This window comes from Brucella sp. 22210 (assembly GCF_052045675.1).
GTDB lineage: Bacteria > Pseudomonadota > Alphaproteobacteria > Rhizobiales > Rhizobiaceae > Brucella.
This window is the reverse complement of sequence record NZ_JBQEPD010000008.1, coordinates 64,934-90,033: the sequence shown is the minus strand read 5'-3', so window position 1 is coordinate 90,033 and position 25,100 is coordinate 64,934. Positions and strand designations below refer to the sequence as shown.

Here is a 25,100-nt window from a genome sequence, read left to right as displayed (position 1 = left end):
CAATAAATCGATCAGCCGAGCGTTTCGGCCATCATGTAATCGCCATCGAGCCACAGTTGCACCGCCTGCCCGCGCAATCTGGCTTCCATGTCTTCAGCCGTCTTGTAGAGGCCGTCGATTGCGACAAGCTCTGCTTCCATCTTGCGGCAGAAAATGCGCGCATTGGAATTGCCTGCCGTGCCGGCCATCGCACGACCACGCAGCGCGCCATAGACGTGGATCGAACCGCCCGCGACCACTTCCGCACCCGAAGCAACAGAGCCAACCACCGTGACATCGCCGTCCGGGAAATAGATGGACTGGCCAGAGCGCACAGGCTCCGTCACCACCATCGAAGGCACGGCCTTGACCAGTTGCACATTGGCAGGTGCTGCCGCAGCAACCGGCTTGGAAGGCGCTGCAGGCTCGCTCACCTCGGGATTGAAATCCGCTGCCGCTTGCCCGCCACGCAAGGCTGGCGGCATGCCAGGCCCGAGAAGCGAAGGACGCGCATTTTCAAAACCCGTGATCCAGACACCGCGACCTGCAAGATCTTCCAGTAGCTGAACCAGCTGCATCCGTTCGATAACCAGATTCTCAAGATCAAGCACGACCGGGCGATTCAGAAAGAACCCTGCCGAACGCGCGGCAAGATCGTCCAGCCTGTCGAGCCAGCCGTCCAACGGCAGTTCAGGCGAGAGCACCAGCGCAAGAAAGGAGCGCCCTTTCAAACGGATCGGACGGGATTGTGTTAGCACTTGATTCATCTTGGTTAAAAAACGGTTTACTCGATCTATATGCGGAATGGTTAACAGATGGTTAATTTCTGGCTGGCATCCTGCCCATGCGCGCCCTCAATAGAGGCGAAGACGCGCAAGCATGAAGCCGGACCCGATGCTGCATGCATTCAAAGCCGTGGCACGCTTCAAGCGCCAATCGACTCAACTGACTTGAGGGTAGCCGAAGAATAGGGCGTCAGCCGGGCTATTCGGCGTCTTCCACAGAAGAAAGCGCTTCAGATTTACGCTTAAATCCCAATCAAATCTGACGCTGCGTTAAGTCTTAAAACGTGACTGCGGTTTTTATCCAAAACCGAGGCCGCGCGCGTTGCAACGGCAGAGAGACGGAATAAAGCCAACTGATTCCGGCAAGATTGCTTAGTTGTATTTTCGGGGAAAATCAGTGGTTCCTAAACAAGGAACCGCCTCGCGTTTGGGCGGGGGGCTTAGGGGCGCGAGGCGGGCGAGCTCTCAGGAGTGCACGCAGGGAAAAAATGGCGGGTAAAGACCGATTCTAAAACCAACAAAGGGTTCCAGCGTGAAAGATTGCGTGATCAAAGCAGATAATTCACCCAATTAATTGGGGTGGTTGTCTGGCTAAATATCCGAGATCACAGGGGTTTTCTAAAACCCGGCCTCAACGGCAGTTTTTTAAAGGGCCGTCTAAAATTCAGCCGCTCCAGCATATCGGACGATAGGAATTCAAGCTTTTGATTCCTTCGACTGAAGCGATCGCACATAATCACACCTGTTCCAAAATGGAAATGGCAATTGCAAAAAACAGCGTGACCGCGACCGAAATTCACAGCTGTCACCCGCGTTGCATGGTCACGACCATTCCATGCGGCCTCGCAACAATTAGGTAGTCCACAAATTATATCAAATATTAGGAAGGTCTTTTGCTGGGCAGACAATCATGATTTTTGCATGGACTTCCGGCAACTCAGTCGAGACAAGGCCAGCCATCCGCAGAACATATGCGATCTGCTCTATTAGCTTCATAGATTTCAGTATTTTCTGAAATTTATAGAGTTTTGTTAGGGGCTTGCTTTTGGAAACTCCCTCATTATTGTGTGCTCCACTTGGAGGAGGGAGTGACCGCCCCAGCGCGCTAGACCGCTGCGGGGCGGTTTCTTTTTTAGCCCTTTAAAATTTGCATAGCTGCCGTGCAGGATGTCCCCTTGTAAACACCTGACTCCGCACCTATTTTCGCATTGTTCGGTTTCACTCCTCCTCCCAGAAACCGGACACGAAGCGCGATACTCCTCCTCCCAATCGCGCTTTACCAATCAGCCCGTTGCGCACTCCTCCTCCCAGCGCAACGGGCTTTTTCGTATCTCCAGACAGAGCTAAAACAGTCGCAGCTTGCGCATATGGAAGGCTTCGGCATAGGTTTCCGGCGCGCGACATTCCATGCCGCGCAATCGCGCGAGACCGCGAAAGGTCTCGGGATCGAACCAGTCTTTCGAGCGCTGCGTGCCGAAATGCTTCATCAAAAGCTCGACCTTGCGCTCCAGGATCGCAGCCGAAAGCGCTGAGTAGGCATTGGGCTGGCCGAGATCGCCATCCCATTTCGGTATTTCATATTCAAGGATCAGTTGGTCGCGGAAGAGATTCCAGGTCAGTTCGTTGAGCGTGCGATGATCCTGATGTGCATCGCCCTGCCGGTGGGTGAATACGACATCCGGCGTCTGGCGACTGCGCTGCTCGATCAGCCATGCCTTGATCTCGCGCATCTGCGCCGGAAAGTAGCTATCCTCGAACATCGCGAGACGGATACCCGGATTTTCCGTACCGCGCAGAAAATCGCGCGCCGAAGCCTCCGCCTCGACGCGCCGTTCTTCATTGCCGGACAGCACACACCATTCGATGTGCATCGGCGTTCCTGCTTCGATGAGGCTGAGGAGCGTTCCCCCGCAGCCGATTTCGATATCGTCCGAATGCGCGCCCAGACACAGGACCTGAAGCGGCCTCCCCGGATTGGCGAGAGAACGCAGGTCGATCATAGCGCTATGGCGATGTTGGCAGCGCGCTGCTCCGCCTTGTGTTTCTTCCAGGGCATATCGCCCTTTTCGACCATGTCTTCCAGCGTCTGCCAGTCGCGCAGTGTGTCCATGGACCGCCAGAAGCCTTCATATTTATACGCCATCAGCTGATTGTCGGCGATAAGACGGCTGAACGGTTCCAGCACTAGCTCTTCGCCCTCCCGCATGTAATCGAAAATTTCCTTGCGGAAGAGGAAATAGCCGCCATTGATCCAGATATCGGAGGTATTCGATGTCCGGAAAGCCCGCACGGCCCCACCTTCGGCAATATCCGCCAGATGATAGGTCAGCGGCGGGCGCACAGCGAGGAAGCAGGCTATCTTGCCACTTTCCTGAAAACGCCGCGTCATATCGTCGAGATCGACGTCACTCAGACCATCGCTGTAATTGGCCAGAAACATGTCTTCATTCTGGACATGGCTGCGCGCGCTCCACAGGCGTTCGCCGATATTGCGCCAGATGCCGGTGTCGAGCAGCGTCACGCTCCAGTCGCGATCCACCTCTTCCAGCAATTCGACATTGCGCCCGCCATTGGAGACCACGCAATCCGCAAAAGTCTGCGGACGGATCGTCAGGAAGAAGTCCTTCACGACATTGGCCTTGTAGCCGAGGCAGAGCACAAAGTCGTTGTGACCGTAATCGCTGTAATATTCCATGACGTGATGCAGGATCGGCTGATGGCCGAGCGGGATCATCGGCTTTGGCACATTTTCCGAATATTCGCGGATTCTGGTTCCAAGACCGCCGCAAAACAGAACGACTTTCATGACTAACGCTCCTCTGTAATCAGAGCTGGATCGATCAATCGGACATGGGGAATGGGGATGATGAATTTCGCGCCCCATTCGACCACGTGCTGCATCTGCCGGATGATCTCATCCTTGAAGTTCCATGGCAGGATGAGGATGTAGTCTGGCTTGTACTTGTCTATCGCCGATACGTCATAGATCGGGATGTGCATGCCGGGCGTATAGCGCCCGTGCTTGTAAGGATTGCGGTCTACGGTGAAATCCAGAAAATCCGTGCCGATACCGCAATAGTTGAGAAGCGTATTGCCCTTGCCCGGTGCGCCGTAACCGCAAATGCTTTTGCCGGAATTCTTGGCTGCGATCAGGAAGGACAGGAGATCGCGCTTGGCATGGCGCGTCTTCTCCGCAAACTGCTCATAGGTCGAGATATCGTTGAGGCCGAAGCTCTCTTCCTTCTTGAGAAGTGCCGCCACCCGGGGCGACGCCTTCCGCTTGCTGCCGGTGCGCGCCAGATAGACCCGCAACGATCCGCCATGGGTCGGCACTTCCTCGACATCGATGATCTTCAGATGGTGCCTATGCGCCATGAAGCGGATTGTCAGCAGCGAGAAATACGAGAAATGCTCGTGATAGATGGTGTCGAACTGGTTGAACTCTATCAGATTGGCAAGATGCGGGAACTCCAGCGTGATAACGCCTTCGGGCTTAAGCAGAAGCTGCATACCGCGCACAAAGTCATTCAGATCAGGCACTTGCGCCAGAACATTATTACCGATGATGAGGTCGGCGCTTTGGCCCGCGCCGAGCATTTCCAGCGCCAGTTGCGCGCCGAAGAAGTCCACCCGGGTTGGCACGCCCTTGGCGATAGCTGTTTGCGCCACATTGGCGGCAGGTTCTATCCCCAGAACCGGAATACCCTTCGGCAGGAAATGCTGGAGCAGATAGCCGTCATTGCTGGCGACCTCGACGACGAAACTGTTTTCATCCAGTTCCAGCCTTTCAGTGATCGCTTCGCAATAAACTCTGGCGTGATCCACCCAGCTGGTCGCGAAGGACGAGAAATAGGCATATTCCGTAAAAATCTCGGCAGGCGAAAAATACTCTTTCAGCTGCACGAGATAACAATGATCGCAGACCAGCGCATAGAGCGGATAATAAGGCTCCATGCGGTCTAGCTGATCGGCGGCAACGAAGCTTTCGCAGGGCGGCGACATGCCCAGATCCACAAATGTGTGTTTGAGCAATTTACCGCACAGGCGACAGCCGGTCCGCTCTTGCGTCATGCTTTTGCTCCGCGAAATATCCGGTGTCTGGATGGTCATACACACCCCCTCGGCTCTGGCCCTTACAATGGCCACGAATACACTGGTCCCAAAACTGGTATCGACTTGGCTGCTTTGAGCAGGCACCGTCGCGGCCAGATACGCGCGCCGCACCGGATGACCCAAACTACTAAGCGGTCTAAAGATTGCCGAGACTGCCATCTGGAGCGCGACGCACATACCATTGGGCGCAGCCATCGCCGTAGGGATATTGCCAATCCTCACCCGCCTTGCGTCATAGGGCGAGCAAGGGCGTAGGCGGCTCACCTATCGGGAGGAGGCATCTACCCCGGAAGGTGAAGATCGTCCCTCGAAGAAGGCTCTACCGAGCTCTGACCACGCTGTCAGAATATTGGCAGGCGGAAACGGGGCAAATAGATGCAGTTTACTTCTTTAAACATCGATGGTGCTTGGTCTATCGAGCCGGAACGGATGGAAGATGAACGCGGCTGGTTTACGCGCGTCTATTCCGAAGCGGCTTTTGCCGAACGGCAGATGGAAACGCACTATCCGCAGCACAGTCTTTCCTTCTCGCGGGAGAAAGGCACCTTGCGCGGTTTGCATTACCAAAACGATCCGCATTCTGAGACGAAACTGGTGACCTGCCTGCAAGGCACCGTCTGGGATGTATTGGTGGATATACGGCCTAAATCGCCCACCTATATGCGCTGGGTTGGCCTGGAGCTTTCGGCGGAGAACGGCGTGCAGCTTTATATCCCGGAAGGCTGCGCCCATGGATTTCAGGCGCTTACCGATAATGTCCTCATCCGCTACATGATCTCGCATCCCTACACGCCGGACCATGCGACAGGCCTGCGCTATGATGATCCCGCGCTCGGCATACCATGGCCGAACCAGCCCAGTGTCATTTCAGACAAGGATCGCTCTTGGCCCTTAATCTAGGGCAGCTAACTTCCCTCGATCAGCAATCCGGCATCGCGCAATCTGTCCGCAGCACCGGCAAGCGTGGCGAAAGGCAATTTCGACCGCTCGGCCATGTCGAGAAGCGACGCGCTCCCATCGGCCAGATTGAGAACCCAGAGCATGGCCATCGCTTCCTGCGCGGCGCGACTGTCGCCGCCGGTTTTGCCATAGAGGCCCCGACGTCCGAGCTGCGGTTCACCCTTGGGCGATGTGTTGAGCGGAACCCAGTTTCGTTCCGCTATTTCAATGGCCTGCATGACGATATTGAAGGATTGCTCAAGACATTCCGGCTTGATGAAATCCAGATTATCCGCAGAGGTGTGATATTCAGGAAAAGTGCCATAAAGGCTGCGCTGAAACAGACCCACCGGCAGGTTGAATCCCGGCGAACAGAACTGCCTTTCATCATATCCATAGGGCCAGAAATCATGCATCGTCGCGCCAGCCAGACCGGACTGCGCGAGCACCTGCCCCATGATCCGGTCGATCGCGGCATTGCCGCGGCGGCTTCGCTTGTAATTTGGCCCGCCGTCATCGCCAACGCAGGACAGGACCAGGCCGTGGGTAACACGATCAAGATTGGGCTCGTTCTGGCGCAACCACGCAAGCGCGCCGAATGTCGCCGGGCCGAACAGAAAGCGATAAGTCAGCCGCGTGGAGCGAGCTTTCAGCGCCGCTCCCAGAAGCGCCAGCAATGCCAGTCCGGAGCAATTATCGTTGGCAAGGGAGGGGTGGCAAAGATGCGCGGAGATGAGAAAAGTCTCGTCTGTTGTTCCGCGATGAATGAACTCCCCGAAGACAAGCGCGCCGTCGCGCCGCTCGGCATCAATGACCACATCATATTCGCCCTCGGCCATTGCCAGAAAGTCGCTATGCGCCATGCAAAAACCCCAGTCCTCCGCATGATAACAGGTGCGATAAGGAATAAGGTCAGGTTGATCGGGCAGTGTGTGAATGTGGCTCTTCAAGGCTTCCATAGAAAGCCTTGTTCGCACAGGAATACTGAAATTCACGACATGCAGATTGTGCCGCGCAAAATCGACAATCCGCTGGCCGTTGCTATCTGCAAAATAGGCTTCGCGGATCACCCATTCCTGCGGTGCTTTCCAGTCGAAAAGTGGCGTGCCGGTTGGCACTTCATGGAACTCCAGCGGCAGATATCCACCGATAATGGCGAGCGTTTCCCGCACGCCTTCGCCCGTCAGACTGCGACAGATCGGATAAAGTTGCGCGGCCAGATCGTAGATCGCCTGTCCGTCCGGAGACCGGCGCATGTCTGCTGTGCCAGGCCGCGCATCCATCATGCGATTGCTCTTAGCGGCTGCTGCATAAGCTCGACGCGCCGCAGATCGCTATCGAGAACGCCCTCCTCCAGAAGCTTGCGAATATGGGCGATGCGCTGGAACCGCGGCCCTTCGAATTCCTCAAGCGTCAAGGTCGAGCGACTATAGGCCGCGAGCAGTTCTTCCGCACCGGCCGCAGCATCCCATTGCGGCTTTGCATTGGGCAGAACCCGTGCCAATTTCTCGAAGCTGACACGGTAGGAGCGGGTATCCGGCCCGGCATCTTCCGCAAATTCAATCCGGCAATCGGGCACTGTCTCGGCGACAATGCCTGCAATGTCGCGAATGCGGTAATTGTGTTCGGTGGAACCAACGTTAAAGGCTTCATTGAAGACCTTCTCGCGTGGTGCTTCCATGGCCGCCATGAAAGCCCGGGAAATATCGCGAATATGCACGATAGGCCGCCATGGCGTGCCATCCGATTTGAGATAGATCAGCCCCTTGGTCACAGCCCAGGCGACGAGATTGTTCAACACAATATCGAAGCGCAGAAAAGGCGACACGCCATAGGCTGTCGCGGGCCGCAAATAGACCGGACAGAAATCTGCATCGGCCAGTTCCCTGATCTCCTGCTCGGCGCGCACCTTCGAGCGACCATAGGCCGTCACCGGCTTCAGCTCGCCGGTCTCGTCGATAAGGTCGGCATCGCTGATGCCATAATTGCTGCATGACGATGCGAAAAGAAAACGTCCCACGCCCGCGCGTTTGGCGGCTTTAGCCACCGCCACGCTGGCGCGGTGGTTGATGTCATAGGTCAGTTCTTCATTGAGATTGCCCAACGGGTCGTTCGACAGCGCAGCCAGATGAATGACTGCATCGAAACCTTCCAGATCGCGTGGCGACACATCGCGCACATCCTTGCGCAGCGTGGGTACATTCACGACCGCTCCACCTTCTTCGAACAGGCAATGTTCGTAAAGACCAATGTCGTAGCCCGACACCTCGTGGCCCGCATGAACGAGGATCGGCACCATGACCGATCCGATGTAACCCTGACTTCCGGTAACCAGCACTTTCATGTTCGTTTCCTCTGCATCCCCAATAATCCAAGTTAATCACGCGCCAGTGGGGGTAGCGATTTGACCGAAGGCATATCCGGTTAAAGACAAGCGGGGTGCACAGCAGCGAAAGGGCGTAGCGCCTACCCCTTTCGGTCAGGGCCAAACTGGCCGGGCTTGCCGATCAGCAATATCCAGTCGCCGTCACCGCCAGCATTCTTTTCTGCGGGGGTACGAAAGGCCAGCGTCTGGCCATCCTCCCGCGGCGTGGCCGCTTGAGTTCCCACACCGGAAAAAGGGTCGATCCAGACGATATCATCGCCTGTTTTCACAACAGCCTTGCTGACGGAAAAGCTGCCCCCTTCACCGTAGATCACGGCTCCCGTCCCGCCTGAAAACGATGCGGCATAAAGGTTCGGCGCATTGGTAATCTGACCGCTGCGGTCGGGCTCAAGATCGGTCCATGGCAGGACGGCAAACAGCTTTCGCAGAACCGTCATCGACCGTGCACCCGGACTGTTCAGCTCCTGCCGCCAGTCACGATCAGAGTCGAACACGCCCGGTCCGCTAAAGTGCCAGATCGGACTATTGCCGAAGAGCTGCCCAACTGCTCCAGCCAGCAGCGCACCATAGGCATTCTGGCGTATCAACTGCGCCTTTGTGCCGTGCTCGTTTTCATAGAGCGTTTCAATCAGAATGACCGGCATTCGGTTATCTTTGGTCTGCGCGAGCACCGCGCTGTGAACATCATCATAGTCATAGACGGTATCGATGGAGAGCCACTTGGCGTCGGACCAGACCGAGGCGGTATTGGTATTGCGCCGCGTATGCACGGTTTGCAGCGCATCCGGAAGAACAGCAGCGATGCCTTCCGCCAGACTGGACACCAGCCGTTTATCCGGCGCATCAAAATCACCGCCCAACACCCAGACAATATTGGTATATTTGGCAAAACGTCGCGCAACTGCTTCGCCATAGGCGCGCATCCGTTCTGGTCCTGCCGCTTCAATTTCCAGATACCAGCCCTGCCCGCCGCCATTGGCACCGAGATAGGCCGGGGCCAGCAGAACGACAAAACCAAGCGCCTGCGCCCGTTCGATCACCCATGCGGCGTGGTCAAAATAGCGTGGATTGATTTCGCCAAATGCCGCGTCTTTAAACGGTTTTTCGCCATAGGCATTGGCAGGCGGGTTGCTGGAAAACTGATGTTCCAGAAGATTGATCAACAAAGTGTTGAAGCCGCGTTTGCGACGGTCTTTCAAGTAGAGATCAACGTCATCGCGTTTGAGCTGGACGATCAGTGACCAGGCGGTATCGCCCTGCATCAAAAATGGTTTGCCCGATGCGTCTTCAAAATAACGGTGGTTTTCGCTGACATGGATCGGAAGCCTGGCCTCTGCGGACGCTTGCGCCGCTCCAACCAGCGTCAGGAGTCCAAATAGACCTGCCAGCATTCCTCTCACAGCATCGCGGGCGGACATGCATTCGCGCTTTCATTGAAGCGGCGATAGACCACCTGCGATGGACGTCCGGTCAGATAGGTCCCGACACCGTCATTCAACGCCCGCGCATAGATGCCCAGCGCACCGTCAATCGCATCGATCGTCTTCGCAATATCGTCATCGCTATGGGTATAGCTGACCACCAGTGACGGCATCAGCACGCCGCGCCGGATGGTCTCCTGAATAAACAGAGAGCGGAATGCCTGTGATGGCGCGCCGGTTTCGTCCAGCGTCGCATAGGCGAGGCAACTGGCACGCCCAACCGTGCTGACATAGTTGCTTAAGCCATGACGGGTGATCGCCTCGTTCATACCGCTGGCAAGCTTGGCCCCCTGTCCGTACAGGTGCTCAATGACCGGTTCATCGCGATAAACCGCCATTGTCGCCATGGCGGCGGCCATAGCGTGGGTCTCGGCGCCATGCGTGGTCGACAGCAGAAACACACGCGGGAACTCGGTCTGGCTGAGGCCGCCGAGCTGCATATATTCCGCCTTGCCTGCAAGCGCCGAAATGGCAAAACCATTACCGAGCGCCTTGCCGAAACAGGAAAGATCCGGAACGATATCGTAGAGTTTCTGGGCCCCCTGCCTGTGCCAGCGGAAGCCGGTAATCATCTCGTCAAGCACGAAGAGCGCACCATTTTCATGGGCGATGCGCATCGCTTCATGCAGAAAATTGTCCTTTGGATCATCGGCACGCGCCGGTTCCAGAATGATGGCCGCAATACGCCCCGGATAATCCTCAAACAGAGCCTTTACGCTGCCAAGGTCATTATAGCGGAAGGTTGCAGTCAGGGCAGAGACCGATGCCGGAATGCCAGCATTCATCTTCGTCGTACCAATGAACCAGTCATCGGTGGAGAAGAACGGATGATCCCCGCAGCAGGCAATCATGTCACGCCCGGTATAGGCGCGCGCCAGACGCATTGCGCCGGATGTGGCGTCCGAACCATCCTTGCAGAACTTGACCATTTCGGCAGTGTCGATCAGTTGGAGAAAGCGCTCCGCGCAATCCACTTCGATGGCGCTTGGGCGCGTGAAGTTGCACCCGTCCTCCAGCGCATCGCGCACAGCCTTCAAGACCGGCGGATAAGCATGGCCCAATCCCACGGCCCGGTTGCCCATGCCATATTCGATATATTCATTGCCATCGACATCAAAGACATGCGAACCGCAGCCGCGCTGGATGAACCCCGGAGCCAGAACCGGGTATTGATCGTCGCCCTTGGCATAGGTGTGGCAACCACCGGGAATAAGCGCATGGGCCTTGCTGCCCAGCAATTGGGAGTTGCGAAACTGCGATGTGAACAGATTCATGGCGAAATCCTTCAATTGCCAGGGCTTACAGCCCATTGATTACGCAGCGGACCATCCAGCATTTACCCTCTCCCGCACGCGACGCAGCCAGTTCTTGACCGGTTGCGGCAAGTGACTGCGCAAATTCTTATGCAGCGCGTTCGGCATGGACCATTGCGACAACGCCAATGGCGGCGCAATTTCGGGGCGTTCCCGGTGCAATTGTTGCAGCAGGTTTACGTAAGCGCCCCCGACAATATCGCTGTCGAAAGTTGACGTGACTTTCTGGACGGCGGCTTCCGCCATGCGATTGTGGAGATGCGGATCACCAGCTAGCCGATCGATCTGCTGCGCGGCCCGCGTGCAATCGCCAATGGGAAAAAGCATCCCGTCTTCACCATCGGTGACGATCATATCTGTCACACCCGCAATGCGCGACACGATGGCAGGACACCCCTGACTCATCGCTTCCATCAGCGTCATCGGGCACCCCTCATAGCGCGACGGCATGACCAGCGCATCGTGCTGGCTGACCAGCCATGAAACATCAGAGGGCGCAACCCAGCCGGTAAAGCTGACCTTGTCGCCAAACGGTTCGAGCTTGTGGCGCAGCGCTTCAAGGTCCGGTCCATCGCCTGCAATCGTCAGATGGTAATTACAGGTGAGCCGCCGCAGAATGCCCGGCAGCCAGAACACACCTTTGGAACTGTCGTCTATACGGCCAAGATGCAAAAGCCGGATTGGCTTCCCATCCGCGCTACGCGATGGCGCACGCCCGACATGCGGATCGCGGCTTAACCCGTTCGGGATGACCAGCGTGCGCCCGGCATCGAAACCATAGCCGCGCACAAGATCGTCGCGGCAGCGCCTGGACACGCCGACCGTCGCATGAACATGATCGCGGATTGCGCGCGCCGCCTCGTAGGTGCCGGGCGTGATGCTGTGGACGATCATGATGCGCAGAATATCGGCGGGCAGATAGCGCACGAGATTGGTTTCGAAGCGCTGCGACAGCACATTGACGAAAACAGCGTCGAAGCAATTATCGCGTAGAAAATCCACAATGCGCTTGGCCCGGGTTTCTTCATCGAGAACACCCATCCGGTCAATGGCATCGCCCTGCCGTTCGGCATCCTCCAGCCCCTGCCCTTCGGGCACGCTAACGGTATCGCCCGCAGCACCCGTCGCAAGCCAGCGCAACTCAATGTCCGAGCGCGCAAGCGACGCACGCATCCGCGTGAACACCGAATATGTCCCGCCTATGTGCGGGCGCACGAAGTAGGCACATTTCATCGTAAACACCCCATAGCCCCGGAAACAGACTTCGAGGGAAAATGTCCCTCGAAGCCTTGTTCCGGTATATCGAGGGGGCAAGTTGATATACCGCTGCCAGTGTATCGAATTTGCAGGCAGGCGCATTCTGGCCATGAGGGGTAAGAGAGGTATGCACCATCCTACATTAGACGATGGGCTTCCCCCTTCTGCCAGTTTTCCCGCGTGGTAATCCAAGAGTACCGTGCACTTGGCGCTTTGGGGGCGCTTCTGGAGACACCCGCATGAAAATTGGCCTTTTCGGACAGTTCGGTTCCGGCAATGCAGGCAATGACGGCTCTCTGGAAGCCATGCTGCAATTACTGAAACGCAACTGCCCCGATGCGGATCTCTTATGCATCTGCGCGCGCCCCGATATCATTTCAGAAAAGTACAATGTCGCGACCGTGCCGGTGGGAAACCCCGCGCTCGAAAGCGACCTGTTCCGCCTGCTCGACAAGGCGCTGCTGAAGCTGCCGCGACGACTGGCCGGTTTTCTTACCGCCATTTCGGTTGCACACGGTCTTGATCTCATCATCGTGCCCGGCACCGGCATCCTCGACGATTTCAATGAAGGGCCGTTCGGTTGGCCTTTCGTCATCATGCGCTGGTGTCTGGCTGCACGTCTTGGCCGTGCCAAACTCGCCTTCGTTTCCGTTGGCGCAGGGCCTGCCGACCATCCGGTCAGCCGCTTCTTCTTCCGCAAGGCCGCACTCACGGCAGCATTCCGCTCCTATCGCGATGAAATATCCCATGACTTCATGAAATCGCTCGGGGTCAATTCACGGAGCGATGTGGTGAGCGCAGACATAGCCTTTGCGCTGCCACCCGCCAGCAATGCGGTACATGACCGCGTTGCCAGACGCGTGGGCCTCGGCGTCATGACCTATCGTGGTTGGAAACGGCATGAGGCCAACGCCTCGGATATCTATGAAACCTATCTCGGCAAAGTCGCCGCACTGGCTGACAAGCTTCTGGCCAGCGGGCGCGAAGTGCGGCTGCTCACCGGCGACAAGGGCGACCTTCAGGCCATCAACGATCTGATGCCGCGGATTCAATCACCGGATGCAGCGAAGATCATCGTTGAGCCCGTCGCGTCCCTGCATGAGCTGATGCAGCAAATCGCGCAAACCGATATCGTGGTTGCCAGCCGCTATCACAACATCGTCTGCGCCCTCGCCATGGGGCGTCCGGCGATCTCACTCGGCTATGCCGCAAAAAACGAAGCATTGCTGCATGATACGGGCCTGGACGGCTTTGGCCACCATATCGAACGATTCGACACGCAAACCATTCTGGCCCAGATCGACGACATGTTCGAGCGGCGTGAAGAACTGGCCAAAAAAGTCGAAGCCGGAGTGGCGCAATACCGGCTGAAGCTCGCACAACAGGAAGAGACCCTGCGCGCCCAACTTCTCACAAAGCGAAAAGGCGTCCTGTTAGCGGCGCCCAGCCGCCGCCAGAGGGCGAGCTAACATCGTATCGACATAGCTACGCAATCGCCGCTTAGTATCGGGCCGGTGCAACAGATAGTTGACTGGCGGGATAAAGGCCGTCTGCGTCCGCTGGGAAACCGCATATTTCAAAAGCTGCCACCAGGCCGGATCACCACGCATCATGTGGGATATGGCCGACCAGTAGGCCCGTTCGGCGATGCCCCGACGCGCCATACGATGCAAGGCGTCGCAATCGGGCAGAACACGCCCCTCGCGGGCAAAGAAATACTCGCCCGCATCCGCCGTGTGCTGGATATGCAGCAGATGCGTGTCGCGCAATTGCTGGGAGCGGTTATGTCCGTGCGAGCGCGTACCGCCCTGAACACAGTCCAGTTCGGCAATCCTCCCCTGCAATCCAAGCCGCAGCCACATGTGATAATCGTCGCTATGCGGCAGCGCCTCGACATAATGTCCCGCAGCCTTCTGCGCCGCAGTACGGACAACCATCGCAGAACCCGGCAACTGAAACACGCCGAGCCGACAAAAGCGCTCGATGAAGGCGGTGCCGGTCTCGACGCGGCAAGGCACATTGTCCGGCTGGGACGGAATGGCGGGGATCGGCGCATCGCCATTCACAGCAACGTCGCGTCCATAGGAAAAGGCGATCGTCGGGTCTGCTTCCATGGCCGCCAGCGCCCGGCGCAGCGCACCGGGAACAATAAAGTCATCAGAACAGAGCAGAACGAAATAGTCGCCGCTCGCCCAATCGATACCATCGTTAAACGAGGCGTGTTGCCCCTTGTTGACTGGTCTGAGCAATAGCTCCACCCGCGCATCTTCCGCAGCCAGCGCACGCGCCACGTCGGCACTGTCATCCGTTGAAGCATTGTCGATAATCAGCACCCGCAGGTTCTCGATATCCTGCGACAGCACGCTGCGAACACAGATGCCGAGATAGCGTCCATAATTGTAATTCGGAATGACGACATCGACACTTGGCTGCCCCATCCTCAATCTCCTTATTCAGCTGGCGTGGAGGTGGGAAAACGCCCGCGCCCAAATCGGCCAAGGCGGCTCGCAACCCGGCTCAACGCCCATCCGAGAACCGGCGTGATTTCCGATGCGAAAGGATGGCGCGTGATCAACACCGCACCAAGCCAGCTGGCAACACCTGCAAGGCCGATGGCGATGCCCATGCCCCAATGAACTTCCAGCGTACCCGCAGCCGCGACCATTGCGAGCGGAATGGCCATGGTGAGAAGCGTGACAAAGCCGCTGCGCAACAGTTCCGCCCCCAACATCCGATAGGAGAACGGCACGTGCTTGCGCACATAGACCACGGAAATCACCATCTGGAACGGCGTGCTGATGAACAGGCTGAGCGCGACCGCCATCAGGCCATGATAGGCGGCGACGCAGAGAATGACTGTGGTCACTACACGCGAAATCAGGTTGGACACGAAGGCATCGCGATTGGCTCCCAGCGCCATCAGCAACGGATAGGTCAGGATGATGGGAATCCAGAACACGCTGGCAAGGCACATGATCACGACAATCGGCGTTGCGTCATACCAGTCGGGCCCCAGCACTATATGCACGGCCGGATAGGCGAGCAGCGCCAGAAGCATCTGCGCTGGCCAGTAAACCACCGAAATATAGGACAGCGCTCGCACATAAGACTGCGCTATATCCACACCGGCCCGCACCTGCGCGGACAACATTGGAAAGGCGACGGTGAAGATCGCCGATAGAAACACCCGGTCGGGCAAACCGCTCAACGTATTGGCGCGATTATAGATGCCGACGGAGGCGGCAGGCATGAAACGCCCCAGCATAAGCTGCGGAAACGTCTCGCAAATCTTGCTCAGGCCTGCGCTGCTGCCCAGATACATGCTGAACTGCCAGGCCGTGCCGATACTGGCAAGCGACGGGCGCAAGAGGCGGGCCAATGGATAGAGCGCTGCCGCAAAAGCGGTGGTGACTGCCGCCGCGGCCAGTGAACCGAAGGCGAAGCACATATGACCGAAACCCCACCAGGCCATCGCGATCGTGACGGCTGCGCCGCAAACCGAACCTGCCGTGCGAATGCGCGCCAGAGCGCCGAAGGCCATGTCGCGCCGTAACAGCGCGACAACCGGCAATGAAACGCTTTCGATCACCGCCGCGATGATGGTGACTGTGAGAAAGAGTGAAAGCATGGGGTCGTGATAGGTGACGGCGAAATAGTCGCGCGCCAGAAAGAGCGCCACCGCAAGAACCGCCGTAACGCTCATCAAAAACGTGAATGCCGTCTGGATATCGCGATCCTCGACCTTCTCGATCCGGATCAGGAATTCAGCGCTGGCGAATTCGCGCAGCGAAAACACAATCGCCGCAACGCTGAGGCCCACGACGCCCATGCCTGTCTCGCTCGGCCCCAGAAAACGCGAGACCGCAACAACCGTCAGAAAATTGCACAGCAACCCGGCATATTGCTCGAGCGTGGCAATCACGAAGCCTCTGCGATGATTTTTCATGATCCGCTCCGTGCAATGAAGAACAACAGGAGCGCCGACATTTCCGGCAGACGATTTTCCAAGATGCGATACCCCCTCGCAACCGTGCAGGGCGATAAAGTCCGCCCGGCTTCCCGGCGCCTTTCAGAATAGCCTTTCGCCCACAGTGGGAAATGTCACCGTTGGTATTAGCGCCTGACCTGAAAGGGGTATGCCGCTCGCTCTAAAGCCAAGTCGTGGGACCCCATCCGACTGGGTAAAAATTCCAAAACATGACCAGCAGAATCGCGACGCGGTTCGGTTGGGAAATGCAGCACGGAAATTGAGCGGTAGACTTTGTTTCGCGCCTCGGAGGAGACATGAGCAATCTTTCCTGGATCACGCTTCTGGCCTTCGTCCTCTCGGTCGCCTTTTGCATCGGCTTCCGGGAGCTGGCCCGCGAATGGTATCTGATCGATATTCCAGATGACCGGAAGCGGCACGACGGCGCAGTGCCGCTATGCGGCGGCATCGCGATTTTTCTTGCCTTCGCCATTGCCGCTTCGATTGTGCAGGGCACATCCGATCAGGCAAATATTCTGCAATTGCTTCCCGGTCTGGCCCTCGTTCTTGTCACAGGCGTACTGGATGACCGCTTCAACCTGCCGGTGATGCCGCGTCTCAGCGCACAGCTGCTTGCCGCCGCCCTTATCATCGGGATGGCGGGTATTGAGCGGCTCAGTCTCGGGATGAATATCGCCTTGCCTTCCACCGGCCTGACTGCCGAAAGCGGCGCCATCTTTCTGGCCGGTCCACTTTTCCTGTTGCTGGCGCTGACGTTCATTGTCGGCCTCATCAACGCGGTCAATATGAGCGACGGCGTTGACGGGCTGGCAGGCGCGTCCAGCGCCGCCGCCTTTTTCTGGCTTGCCGTGATTGGCTTCGACTTTGGACAGCATCGGCTCGGCCTTCAGACGCTGGCGCTCGCCGCAGCGTGTCTCGGCTTCCTCGTCTTCAATATGCGCCATCGCTGGCGCATGAAGGCCAGCCTCTTCCTAGGCGATGGTGGGAGCACCCTTCTTGGTGCGGCCCTTGCGGGCACATCCCTCATCCTCGCAAGTGGAGAACCCGCCATCGCCTTCCCTGTTCTGCTGTGGGTCGTCGCCGTTCCCGTTATCGACACACTGAGCCTCATCATCCGCAGGCTCGCCGTGCGACGCAGCCCGTTTTCCGCCGACCGCCAGCATCTGCATCACCTGTTGATGGATGCGGGCCTCAGTTGCGGGCAGACCGCCATGGCCGTGATGGCGCTCAACCTGCTTGCCGGAGCTGTCGCCTATATCGCGATCCGAACCGGTGTGCCCGCCTGGATCATGCTGGTTTCGCTGCTGCTGCCAGCGGTACTGCACACGCTTTTCGTGCGGCGCATGACCAGAGGCCAGCATCCCGCCATTGTCGTTGCCGCGACGATTGCCGACACGGCCCAGACAGCCAAACCCAATCTCACATTTCCGGGGACCACCACATGACCGTTTCCGCGCTCATCATGACATTCAACGAGGAAATGAACCTCCCCGCCTGTCTGGAATCGCTCGCCTGGTGCGACGATATCGTGGTGCTTGATTCATTCAGCACCGACCGCACCGTAGAAATAGCCAAGGCCGCGGGTGCCCGCGTTTACACCCACGCTTATGATACGGAAGACCGCCAGCGCATGTATGGGCTGACGGAAATCAAATTCAAACATGGCTGGGTTTACACGCCCGATGCCGATGAGGTCACCCCGCCGGATTTGCGCGACGAAATGCTGGCGATTGCCGCCGATCCGGACCGTCCGGAAGTGTTCTTCAAGGCGCGCTACAAGAACATGTTCATGGGGCGCTGGATTCGCCATGCAAGCCTTTATCCGACATGGATAACCCGCCTTGTCAGGCCCGACCGTGTTCGCTTTGAACGTTCGGTGCATTCACGCGCCAGCGGTGGGCCGGGCGGCGAGTTGCAGGCGCATTTCATCCACTACAGCTTCAACAAGGGGCTGGAAGCCTGGTACGCCAAACACAACCGCTATTCCTCAGTGGAAGCGGATCTATCCGCGGCACGGCTTCTTGAACGGAGCATTGACTGGGGCGGCATTTTCTCCACCGAACCGGAGAGACGGCGGCGCGCCCTGAAATCACTGTCCTACAATATGCCTTTCCGTCCAAGCCTGCGCTTTTTCTACATGTATGTGCTGCGGCGTGGCTTTCTCGACGGCAAGCCCGGCTATCTCTATTGCCGCCTTCTCGCAGCCTATGAGTTCATGATCGTCGTGAAGATGGAAGAGCAGCGCAGTCGCCAGAATGCGCAGCCTGCCCGCCCTTCAATTCAACAGCGAACGCTGGACGCCAAAGAACCGGAGCGACGCATGGTATGATGTTGCTCGCCATTCTGCCCTGCGCCGTGTTCTTCGGACTGGCCGCCATGTTCTTTTCCGAACCGTTGCTGGCACTGCCGGATGACGGAAGCCGGGCCGATGTGATCGTCGTGCCGGGCGGCGACGGCCCGCCACGGGCAGAACAGGCAGCACGTCTTTGGAAGGAAGGGCGCTCGCCCTATATCCTCGTCACGGGCGATGTTGACTGCCTGTTCAACAAGCAGATCATCGTACGGGAAGGTGTGCCTCCATCGGCCATTTTGGCGGAATGCTATTCGGGCAGCACCTGGCAAAATGCGCTCTATTCGGCCCCTATGATGCGTGAAATCAACGCGAAGAGCGCGCTCATCGTCACCAACTGGTACCACTCGCGCCGCGCCGTCGCGAGCTTTCGTGCCGTTTGCCCGCAGATGCGTTTCATGTCAGCCCCTGTCAATGACAGCGACGTCCATATCGGCTTTCCCACCACCCGAACCGATGCGGAGGTAATCGCCAAGGAATATGTCAAGCTTGGTTGGTATCTGCTTTCGGGCCGCATCTTCCCGCAGGACCTGACCGGAAACAGCCCGGCGCTCGCCATGTCGGCAATCTGCCAATCGACGGAGGGCGAGCAGTGAACCTTTCCCTCACCTGGATATTCGTTCTTCTCGTCGCGGCATTTCTGGCCGTCGGCTTTCTCGGACGTCCGGAACGGATGTATCAATTCCCATTTCTGGCCGGTGTGATGACATTCGGCTTTATCTTGCCGCAGGTGCCCGCGCTCGTGAACGACCCGTTCCTGCCAGCGGGAGCCTATGCGAAAACGATGGTGATGGGCATATTGGCCTTCCTCGCATTGGCGATGGGCTGGCAGATGGGGAACCGGCCCCTCAAATTTCTCACCATGAGCTTCAGCGAAAGGCGGCTCTTATGGGCCGCGGCCGGGCTATCGGTTTTCGGCGCGTCCTTTTACTTTCTTTTGAGCCGCCTGCCCGGCGAAGTGTCCATCGGCGTGCAGATGACGGGCATGCCGGTGATCTGGCTTTTCTTCGCGCAGCTCATGCCCTATGGCCTCGCCATCGCGCTCCTCTGCTTTGCGCGGCGCAGCTCATGGCTTGCATTGGGCATCATCCTGTTCGATCTGGTGTTCTATCTGGACCGCATTGTGGTCACCGGCAAACGCGCTGAGGCCATCCAGCTTCTGTTGATGTTCCTCCTCGCTTTCTGGTTCTATCGGCGCTGGGTGGTGCCGCGCACATTGATGTTCATCGGCATTCTTGCAGGGACATTCCTGATGACCAGCATGGGCGATTACCGGCAGGTGACGCGTGCTGCATCCGGCTTCGTGCTCGACCAGATTCTCGACATCGATTATGCCGCCAATTTCGAGGAAACACTGGAACGCGGCGGTCCGGAAATGCGCAATGCCGTGTTGCGCATGGATGAGATCGACCGGCGACTGGAGTTCGATTACGGCAAGTTCCACTGGAACCGGGTTGTCTTCACCTATGTGCCCGCACAGTTCGTCGGTAGCCAGATCAAGGACAGCCTATACCTGTCCACACCCAAGCCCGACCGCAATTACAACCCGCTCACCGGCACCACTGAGACCGGCCTGATCGATGCCTTTTCTTCATTCTGGTATTTCGGTGCGCTGAAATTCCTGCTGCTGGCATGGATCATACGGCGTCTCTGGGAAACGGCCATGGCGGGCGAAATGCTTGGCCAATTGATCTACATGTTCTCCATCGTACCTGCCATGCACGCCATTTCTCATCAGACGGATTGGGTGATCACGGTCTGGATCCATATGGCCCTGTTTCTCATTCCGATCCTGTCGCTCTGCGTCATTCGCAACCGCTCCGTCCATTTGCCGGTATCGCCGCCACGCCATGCTCCGGCGTCCGGCGCGATACCCCACCCATTGAGGGGATGACCATCATGACCGCCATGCCCAATCCATCCCGCCCCCGGTCGGCAGCGCCGATTGCCGGACGCAAAAGCGCCTCGCGCCCCATGGAAGGCGGGGCGACATTCACCTTGCAGCATCGGCTGCAACGTCTCGGCTGGCAAATGACCTGGCTGGCGCTCGCAGCCTGGACACCGTCGTTTCTCTGGCGCTGGCGCGGCAGGGTGCTGCGGCTGTTCGGTGCTAAAATCCACAAGACGGCCATTGTGCGTGGCAGCGCCCGCATCTGGTGGCCCGGCAATCTCATCATGGGCGCGCATTCCTCGCTTGGTCCCGGCGCGCAGTGCTATAATGTCGCCAATGTCACGCTGGCGCCCTTTGCCATCGTCTCGCAAGGCGCGCATCTCTGCACGGCAGGTCACGACATCGACCGCGCGGATTTTCCGCTCACGGCGTCGCCGATCCACATCGGCCCGCATGGCTGGATCGCCGCGGAAGCGTTCGTGGGCCCCGGTGTGAGTGTGGGTGAAGGTGCAGTGCTCGGCGCGCGTGGCGTCAGTTTCCGCGATATGGAACCATGGACCGTCTATGCCGGAAACCCGGCAAAAGCCGTGCGGCAAAGGCGGAAGGCAGTGTGATGATTGCTGGTTAAACCGGCCCCATCCGGCGCTCGCGGATGAGGCCATAGCCGTTACCGCCCATGATCGAGCCAGTCTTACGCTTCTGATAGGCCTGATAGGCGTCGATGGTTTGCGCCGCAATACGCGGCCAGGTGTAGTTGTCACGCACCAGCTTGTGGCCCGCCTCGCCCATCCAGACCGCCCGCGTGGGATCGTCCAGAATCTGCATCAGCCCTGCCGCGACGGCTTCGGCATCCACTGCGCAGACCACGCCCGCTTCCGCCTCGGCGACCTCCGGAAAATGGCAGGCATCGGTGATCACCACCGGCACACCGCAGGCTAGCGCCTCGGTTATGGCCACGCTGAACCCTTCCTGCCGGCTGGGCAGGCAAAAGCAGGCCGCCCGTTTCAGCGCTGCAATCTTGTCCGGCCCGTAAAGGCCGCCAACCAGATGCACACGCTGTTCCAGCCCATATTGCCGGATCTGTTCGCGAAAATCATGTTCGGCACCGCCATCCGGCCCGGCAACCACGAGATCGACATCCGGCAGGATTGGTGCAACCCTTCGATAGGCATCGGCCAGAATGTCGAGGCCTTTTTTGTAATGCAGCCGCGACAGAAACAGAACGAAACGCCGGTTCGGCAATTTTGCCAGTGTTGCACTGTTCGCGCCGCTGACGTCACCTTCAACTTCATTGAGGAAAATGCCATTCGGAATGATCAGGCTTGGCGGCGTGAGACCTAGTGGCCGCATCAGCTCGATTTCATCGCGGTTGAGCGCCTGAATGAAGGCCGCACCATCCAGCATCCGGCGAAATGCCAGAGCGAGCGCCAGCTTTTTCTTCCATGACCGCTGCTGCATGCTCCACACATCCAGCATGCCGCAACAACAGACGCAGTAAGACACGCCGAACCGCCGACACAGCATGGAAGCTCGCAGCAGGTTTGTTTCCCAAACACCGTGCAGATGCACAAAATCCGCCGAGCGGATCAGTCGTGCCATGGCCTTTGCCGCGCGGCTCCCCAGCAGCATTTCCCGCAAATCGGGCATGGGCAGCAGCAATGTCTGCACCTTGTCAAAATCCGGTATTGTTTCAGCCGCCTTGGCAGCACGGCGGTTCACGTCTTCATCGCTATAGCTGACAATCGTCACTGTGTGCCCAAGCGCGGCCTGCGCCGCTGCAAGCCTGACAATGACGGCCTGCGGACCGCCTTTGGCGGGATCATAGGAACCGATGACGTGAACGATCTTCATGCCGCCAATCTCCGTGTGTGCTGCGAAAGTGCTGCAACAAGCCGCTCGCCATAGCGCGCAACCGTATAATCGGCGGCGCGCTCGCGTGCGCTGTCGCTCATCCGGGCCAGCATGGCCGGATTGCCCGCCAGTTGTTTGAGAACATCCGCCGTCTCAGCCACATCGCGTATCGGCACGATGTAACCATCAACACCATGCCGCACAACGCTGCCGGTATTGTCCGTACAAATGACCGGTAAGCCCGCTGCCAGCGCTTCGTAGACGGCGGTGGCCGACCCTTCGCAAAGCGACGGCAACAGAAACACATCCGCCCACTCAAATTGCGCTCGCATTTCGCTGCGCGGTATCGGGCCGGTCAGTTCCACACTGGCCGACAGGGTCGCAACAGCTTCCGGCTGCACATCAATCGGCCCGACCATGCGAAACTGCGCGATATCCCGCACAGCCTTCGCAACCGCGCCGACATAGGGCGAGCCCTTCCGCAGCCCCACCGCGCCAACCGTCAGCACCCGCAGCGGCCCCGGCAAGCGTGGCGACGGGTCAAGCGGAAAGCGTTTGTCCACTCCATAGGGCACGACCACCACCTTATCCGGCTGACATCCGGCCTCGATCACATGGCGCGCCACAAATTCCGACGGACAGACCACAGCGTCGGCAATGACCCATTCGGCCCTTTCGCGTGCTGCAAAGTCATCGGCATGCACATCGTCTGCAACGGACAAATGCCAGCCAGGATTGAGCACTTCCTCCTCGCAGGCCAGCTGATCAACCACGGTGCGCGGCGCGATCATCTGTTCCACGGCGGTCCATAATCCTGCCTGTCGCGCTGCGGTCAGCTGTTCCAGCGCCTCACCGCTGAAGGCATAAACTCCACTCGCCCCGTGGAAACCGCTGCCCGCCACGAGTTGTCCGAATCTTTGCCCCGCCCAGATGGCATTGGCTGTCGATTTCGGTCCGGTCTGGTTGGCGAGCCTGCGCACAGCCGAATGCAGGCCGAAGCCCGGAAAGGTCGTCATCTGCTCCTGCGGGATGCCTTGTGGCGCGCGACCGATCAGCCGCCGCACGGCGGTGGGAAGCATCGTCGGCGGCAACCCGTTCAGCAGACGCGGCCAACCTTGCAGCGCACATATATCAGTATAGAAATGCGCGAGCCGCTGCCGGTCGGCAAAAATACGCGGTACGGCATAATGCATACGCGCCCCAAGCTGGCTGACGACAACCGAGCCATCCATCATCGAAGCTCTCCAGACTGGAATTTGCGATCCAGAACCGGCATCGCTGCGGGCACGCTTTTCTCTTCCAGCCGAGCGACTGCCGTTTGCCACATGGCTGCACCATATTCACGGGAATAGGCCGTCTCCATCAGATAGCGCGCATTGTTACCCATGGTCATGCGCCCAACCGCCGAATGGCGCAGATGCAGAACCGCCTCGACCAGACGATCCACCTCGCCTGGACGCAGTGCTGCGCCACATTCGAAATCGCGAACGATGGAGCCTATCTCGCCATCCGGATCGCCAATGAAGATTGTCGGACGGCCCGCCGCCAGAACACCGTAGAACTTGCTCGGCACAATGCAGTGTTCCAGTTCCGGCTTGAGCGACACCAGATGAACATTGGCGGCGCCGAGGCTTTCGGAGAGCTTTTCGACAGGCTGAAACGGTTTCATCATCACATTGGTTAAGCCGCGCCGTTTGACTTCACTTTCGACAAAGCCCCGCTGCTGCCCTTCCCCGATCATCAGGAAGACGATGCTTTTCATATGTTTGAGCCGTTCGGCTGCATCAAGGACGGTCTGGAATTCATGCGCCCGCCCAAAATTGCCGGAATAGCCGACGACGAATTTGCGCCCCAATCCCCAGGCGCTACGCAGCGGATTTTCTGACGGGGCGACAGGCATGATCTCGTTGCGATCCGCCCAATGATGCACAACGCTCAAATTCTCGCGCGCTATGCCCGTTGAAGACAGATAACGCGACATGCGCTCAATCGGGCAGATCGTCAGCGCCGACTGGCGCATGGACCAGTTGCGCAGCGCCAGCGCCAGTCTTGCCGATGCGCTGCCCGGTTTGACCAGCCCAAGTTCCATGGCGGTTTCCGGAAAAAGATCCATTACCCAGTTGACGAGCTTCGCCCGCCGAAGCCGGATCGGCAGCGCGGCAGAAACCGACAGCAAAGGCGGGTCGGTGCAAATCACGCAGATATCGTCCTTGCGGGCATGCGTCGCGAACCAGGCCGCAGCGGAAAGATGGAACGTGGCATAATCGACCGCCCGTCCCGTCAGTTTTCCGCGGCCGAAGCCGGAGGTCCAGATGCGATGCACATCGACACCGTCAACCGTCTCGCGCGCGGGCAAGGTTTCTTTCCGTTTGTCATGAAAACTGCGGCTGGCCAGAACCGTCGTTTCAATGCCCTCGCCCACAAGCGTCTGCGCCAGACTGGTGACCATGCGGCTTGTCGCGGACTGGTCCGGATAGAAATAGCGATTGGCAAGCACAACGCGCATGAGCCCCGTCTCCCGTCTTTTCGACCTTCATGAAACCAGCATCGCAACAGCGGGTCGTTTATCGCAAGAAACCCAAAGGCATGGGCGGCACGCCAAGCGGGCGAAGTGCCTACCTCTTTGGGTGCATCAGGACATATCGGACGCCATCGCCGCTTCACCCGAAGAGGGTCCGGCGTGCCTGTCCTTGCCGTTTTGGAGCCGTTCTGCCGCGACACGAAATCGGTAAACATGCTCTCATGGATATTCTGGACGGAGGGCAGT

General features: G+C 58.3%; 21 protein-coding genes. 7 read left to right on the top strand and 14 right to left on the bottom strand.

The window, feature by feature from the left end; translation table 11 throughout:
• Positions 1-11: 11 nt before the first annotated feature.
• The 4 genes from minC to ACTJKP_RS12470 all read right to left on the bottom strand — a co-directional run bounded on the left by minC (position 12) and on the right by ACTJKP_RS12470 (position 4,874).
• Entirely contained in the window at positions 12-746 is a 735-nt protein-coding gene (minC, locus tag ACTJKP_RS12485; RefSeq protein ID WP_440630882.1) for a septum site-determining protein MinC, read from the bottom strand.
• Between the two features lie 1,361 nt (positions 747-2,107).
• Positions 2,108-2,764 carry a PIG-L deacetylase family protein gene (locus tag ACTJKP_RS12480; protein WP_440630881.1) on the bottom strand — a complete coding sequence of 219 codons (657 nt, stop codon included), beginning with the start codon at positions 2,762-2,764 and terminating at the stop codon, positions 2,108-2,110.
• Complete coding sequence (locus ACTJKP_RS12475; protein WP_440630880.1) at positions 2,761-3,570, bottom strand: sugar phosphate nucleotidyltransferase; 810 nt, start codon at positions 3,568-3,570, stop codon at positions 2,761-2,763. The genes ACTJKP_RS12480 and ACTJKP_RS12475 overlap by 4 nt, the downstream gene beginning before the upstream one ends.
• A gap of 2 nt (positions 3,571-3,572) precedes the next feature.
• A complete protein-coding gene (locus tag ACTJKP_RS12470; protein WP_078339199.1) occupies positions 3,573-4,874 on the bottom strand; it encodes a class I SAM-dependent methyltransferase in 1,302 nt (433 codons plus the stop codon).
• A gap of 378 nt (positions 4,875-5,252) precedes the next feature.
• Here ACTJKP_RS12470 and rfbC point away from each other — a divergent pair, with 378 nt between their 5' ends.
• Positions 5,253-5,777 (top strand): dTDP-4-dehydrorhamnose 3,5-epimerase, encoded by a 525-nt coding sequence (gene rfbC, locus ACTJKP_RS12465; RefSeq protein ID WP_440630879.1) that lies wholly within the window; start codon positions 5,253-5,255, stop codon positions 5,775-5,777.
• Positions 5,778-5,782: 5 nt separating this feature from the next.
• On the opposite strand, the gene ACTJKP_RS12460 is transcribed toward rfbC, so the two are convergent.
• The 5 genes from ACTJKP_RS12460 to ACTJKP_RS12440 all read right to left on the bottom strand — a co-directional run bounded on the left by ACTJKP_RS12460 (position 5,783) and on the right by ACTJKP_RS12440 (position 12,229).
• Complete coding sequence (locus ACTJKP_RS12460; protein ID WP_440630878.1) at positions 5,783-7,102, bottom strand: DUF4910 domain-containing protein; 1,320 nt, start codon at positions 7,100-7,102, stop codon at positions 5,783-5,785.
• Positions 7,099-8,160 (bottom strand): NAD-dependent epimerase/dehydratase family protein, encoded by a 1,062-nt coding sequence (locus ACTJKP_RS12455; RefSeq protein WP_151588986.1) that lies wholly within the window; start codon positions 8,158-8,160, stop codon positions 7,099-7,101. Before ACTJKP_RS12455 ends, ACTJKP_RS12460 begins: the two co-directional genes overlap by 4 nt.
• A 122-nt stretch (positions 8,161-8,282) precedes the next feature.
• Positions 8,283-9,620 (bottom strand): apiosidase-like domain-containing protein, encoded by a 1,338-nt coding sequence (locus ACTJKP_RS12450; RefSeq protein ID WP_440630877.1) that lies wholly within the window; start codon positions 9,618-9,620, stop codon positions 8,283-8,285.
• Positions 9,599-10,957, bottom strand: a complete 1,359-nt coding sequence (locus ACTJKP_RS12445) for a glutamate-1-semialdehyde 2,1-aminomutase (protein ID WP_440630876.1) — start codon at positions 10,955-10,957, stop codon at positions 9,599-9,601. The genes ACTJKP_RS12450 and ACTJKP_RS12445 overlap by 22 nt, the downstream gene beginning before the upstream one ends.
• Before the next feature lie 39 nt (positions 10,958-10,996).
• Complete coding sequence (locus ACTJKP_RS12440) at positions 10,997-12,229, bottom strand: glycosyltransferase family 4 protein (protein WP_440630875.1); 1,233 nt, start codon at positions 12,227-12,229, stop codon at positions 10,997-10,999.
• A 263-nt stretch (positions 12,230-12,492) separates the two neighbouring features.
• Between ACTJKP_RS12440 and ACTJKP_RS12435 the strand changes: the two genes are divergently transcribed.
• A complete protein-coding gene (locus ACTJKP_RS12435) occupies positions 12,493-13,722 on the top strand; it encodes a polysaccharide pyruvyl transferase family protein (protein ID WP_440630874.1) in 1,230 nt (409 codons plus the stop codon).
• Here ACTJKP_RS12435 and ACTJKP_RS12430 read toward each other — a convergent pair.
• Together ACTJKP_RS12430 and ACTJKP_RS12425 are read right to left on the bottom strand one after the other, a co-directional pair.
• Entirely contained in the window at positions 13,687-14,691 is a 1,005-nt protein-coding gene (locus tag ACTJKP_RS12430) for a glycosyltransferase family 2 protein (RefSeq protein ID WP_440630873.1), read from the bottom strand. The genes ACTJKP_RS12435 and ACTJKP_RS12430 overlap by 36 nt on opposite strands.
• Positions 14,692-14,702: 11 nt before the next feature.
• The gene (locus ACTJKP_RS12425; protein WP_151588976.1) at positions 14,703-16,199 is read right to left on the bottom strand and encodes an oligosaccharide flippase family protein; all 1,497 of its coding nucleotides are present in this window, start codon (positions 16,197-16,199) and stop codon (positions 14,703-14,705) included.
• A 338-nt stretch (positions 16,200-16,537) separates the two neighbouring features.
• Between ACTJKP_RS12425 and ACTJKP_RS12420 the strand changes: the two genes are divergently transcribed.
• The 5 genes from ACTJKP_RS12420 to ACTJKP_RS12400 are packed head-to-tail and all read left to right on the top strand — an operon-like array spanning position 16,538 to position 21,096.
• On the top strand, positions 16,538-17,686 hold the full coding sequence (locus ACTJKP_RS12420) for an MraY family glycosyltransferase (protein WP_440630872.1): 1,149 nt from the start codon (positions 16,538-16,540) through the stop codon (positions 17,684-17,686).
• A complete protein-coding gene (locus ACTJKP_RS12415) occupies positions 17,683-18,570 on the top strand; it encodes a glycosyltransferase family 2 protein (protein WP_440630871.1) in 888 nt (295 codons plus the stop codon). The genes ACTJKP_RS12420 and ACTJKP_RS12415 overlap by 4 nt, the downstream gene beginning before the upstream one ends.
• Positions 18,570-19,187, top strand: a complete 618-nt coding sequence (locus tag ACTJKP_RS12410) for a YdcF family protein (protein ID WP_440630977.1) — start codon at positions 18,570-18,572, stop codon at positions 19,185-19,187. The genes ACTJKP_RS12415 and ACTJKP_RS12410 overlap by 1 nt, the downstream gene beginning before the upstream one ends.
• Positions 19,184-20,485 carry a hypothetical protein gene (locus ACTJKP_RS12405; protein WP_078339210.1) on the top strand — a complete coding sequence of 434 codons (1,302 nt, stop codon included), beginning with the start codon at positions 19,184-19,186 and terminating at the stop codon, positions 20,483-20,485. The genes ACTJKP_RS12410 and ACTJKP_RS12405 overlap by 4 nt, the downstream gene beginning before the upstream one ends.
• A 14-nt stretch (positions 20,486-20,499) precedes the next feature.
• Positions 20,500-21,096, top strand: a complete 597-nt coding sequence (locus tag ACTJKP_RS12400; RefSeq protein WP_440630976.1) for a putative colanic acid biosynthesis acetyltransferase — start codon at positions 20,500-20,502, stop codon at positions 21,094-21,096.
• A 10-nt stretch (positions 21,097-21,106) separates the two neighbouring features.
• On the opposite strand, the gene ACTJKP_RS12395 is transcribed toward ACTJKP_RS12400, so the two are convergent.
• The 3 genes from ACTJKP_RS12395 to ACTJKP_RS12385 are packed head-to-tail and all read right to left on the bottom strand — an operon-like array spanning position 21,107 to position 24,839.
• Positions 21,107-22,333, bottom strand: coding sequence for a glycosyltransferase (locus ACTJKP_RS12395; protein ID WP_440630870.1), 1,227 nt, complete (start codon positions 22,331-22,333; stop codon positions 21,107-21,109).
• The gene (locus ACTJKP_RS12390; protein WP_440630975.1) at positions 22,330-23,565 is read right to left on the bottom strand and encodes a glycosyltransferase family 4 protein; all 1,236 of its coding nucleotides are present in this window, start codon (positions 23,563-23,565) and stop codon (positions 22,330-22,332) included. Before ACTJKP_RS12390 ends, ACTJKP_RS12395 begins: the two co-directional genes overlap by 4 nt.
• The gene (locus tag ACTJKP_RS12385; protein WP_440630869.1) at positions 23,565-24,839 is read right to left on the bottom strand and encodes a glycosyltransferase family 4 protein; all 1,275 of its coding nucleotides are present in this window, start codon (positions 24,837-24,839) and stop codon (positions 23,565-23,567) included. Before ACTJKP_RS12385 ends, ACTJKP_RS12390 begins: the two co-directional genes overlap by 1 nt.
• Between the last annotated feature and the right edge of the window lie 261 nt (positions 24,840-25,100).

Coding starts and splice junctions, on each gene's coding strand:
- ACTJKP_RS12480 (WP_440630881.1), bottom strand. CDS start 2,764: ATGATCGACCTGCGTTCTCTCGCCAATCCGGGGAGGCCGCTTCAGGTC.
- ACTJKP_RS12390 (WP_440630975.1), bottom strand. CDS start 23,565: ATGGATGGCTCGGTTGTCGTCAGCCAGCTTGGGGCGCGTATGCATTAT.
- ACTJKP_RS12385 (WP_440630869.1), bottom strand. CDS start 24,839: ATGCGCGTTGTGCTTGCCAATCGCTATTTCTATCCGGACCAGTCCGCG.
- ACTJKP_RS12415 (WP_440630871.1), top strand. CDS start 17,683: ATGACCGTTTCCGCGCTCATCATGACATTCAACGAGGAAATGAACCTC.
- ACTJKP_RS12435 (WP_440630874.1), top strand. CDS start 12,493: ATGAAAATTGGCCTTTTCGGACAGTTCGGTTCCGGCAATGCAGGCAAT.
- ACTJKP_RS12420 (WP_440630872.1), top strand. CDS start 16,538: ATGAGCAATCTTTCCTGGATCACGCTTCTGGCCTTCGTCCTCTCGGTC.
- ACTJKP_RS12455 (WP_151588986.1), bottom strand. CDS start 8,160: ATGAAAGTGCTGGTTACCGGAAGTCAGGGTTACATCGGATCGGTCATG.
- ACTJKP_RS12470 (WP_078339199.1), bottom strand. CDS start 4,874: ATGACCATCCAGACACCGGATATTTCGCGGAGCAAAAGCATGACGCAA.
- ACTJKP_RS12395 (WP_440630870.1), bottom strand. CDS start 22,333: ATGAAGATCGTTCACGTCATCGGTTCCTATGATCCCGCCAAAGGCGGT.
- ACTJKP_RS12430 (WP_440630873.1), bottom strand. CDS start 14,691: ATGGGGCAGCCAAGTGTCGATGTCGTCATTCCGAATTACAATTATGGA.
- ACTJKP_RS12460 (WP_440630878.1), bottom strand. CDS start 7,102: ATGATGGATGCGCGGCCTGGCACAGCAGACATGCGCCGGTCTCCGGAC.
- ACTJKP_RS12440 (WP_440630875.1), bottom strand. CDS start 12,229: ATGAAATGTGCCTACTTCGTGCGCCCGCACATAGGCGGGACATATTCG.
- ACTJKP_RS12425 (WP_151588976.1), bottom strand. CDS start 16,199: ATGAAAAATCATCGCAGAGGCTTCGTGATTGCCACGCTCGAGCAATAT.
- minC (WP_440630882.1), bottom strand. CDS start 746: ATGAATCAAGTGCTAACACAATCCCGTCCGATCCGTTTGAAAGGGCGC.
- ACTJKP_RS12445 (WP_440630876.1), bottom strand. CDS start 10,957: ATGAATCTGTTCACATCGCAGTTTCGCAACTCCCAATTGCTGGGCAGC.
- ACTJKP_RS12410 (WP_440630977.1), top strand. CDS start 18,570: ATGTTGCTCGCCATTCTGCCCTGCGCCGTGTTCTTCGGACTGGCCGCC.
- ACTJKP_RS12475 (WP_440630880.1), bottom strand. CDS start 3,570: ATGAAAGTCGTTCTGTTTTGCGGCGGTCTTGGAACCAGAATCCGCGAA.
- ACTJKP_RS12450 (WP_440630877.1), bottom strand. CDS start 9,620: ATGTCCGCCCGCGATGCTGTGAGAGGAATGCTGGCAGGTCTATTTGGA.
- rfbC (WP_440630879.1), top strand. CDS start 5,253: ATGCAGTTTACTTCTTTAAACATCGATGGTGCTTGGTCTATCGAGCCG.
- ACTJKP_RS12400 (WP_440630976.1), top strand. CDS start 20,500: ATGCCCAATCCATCCCGCCCCCGGTCGGCAGCGCCGATTGCCGGACGC.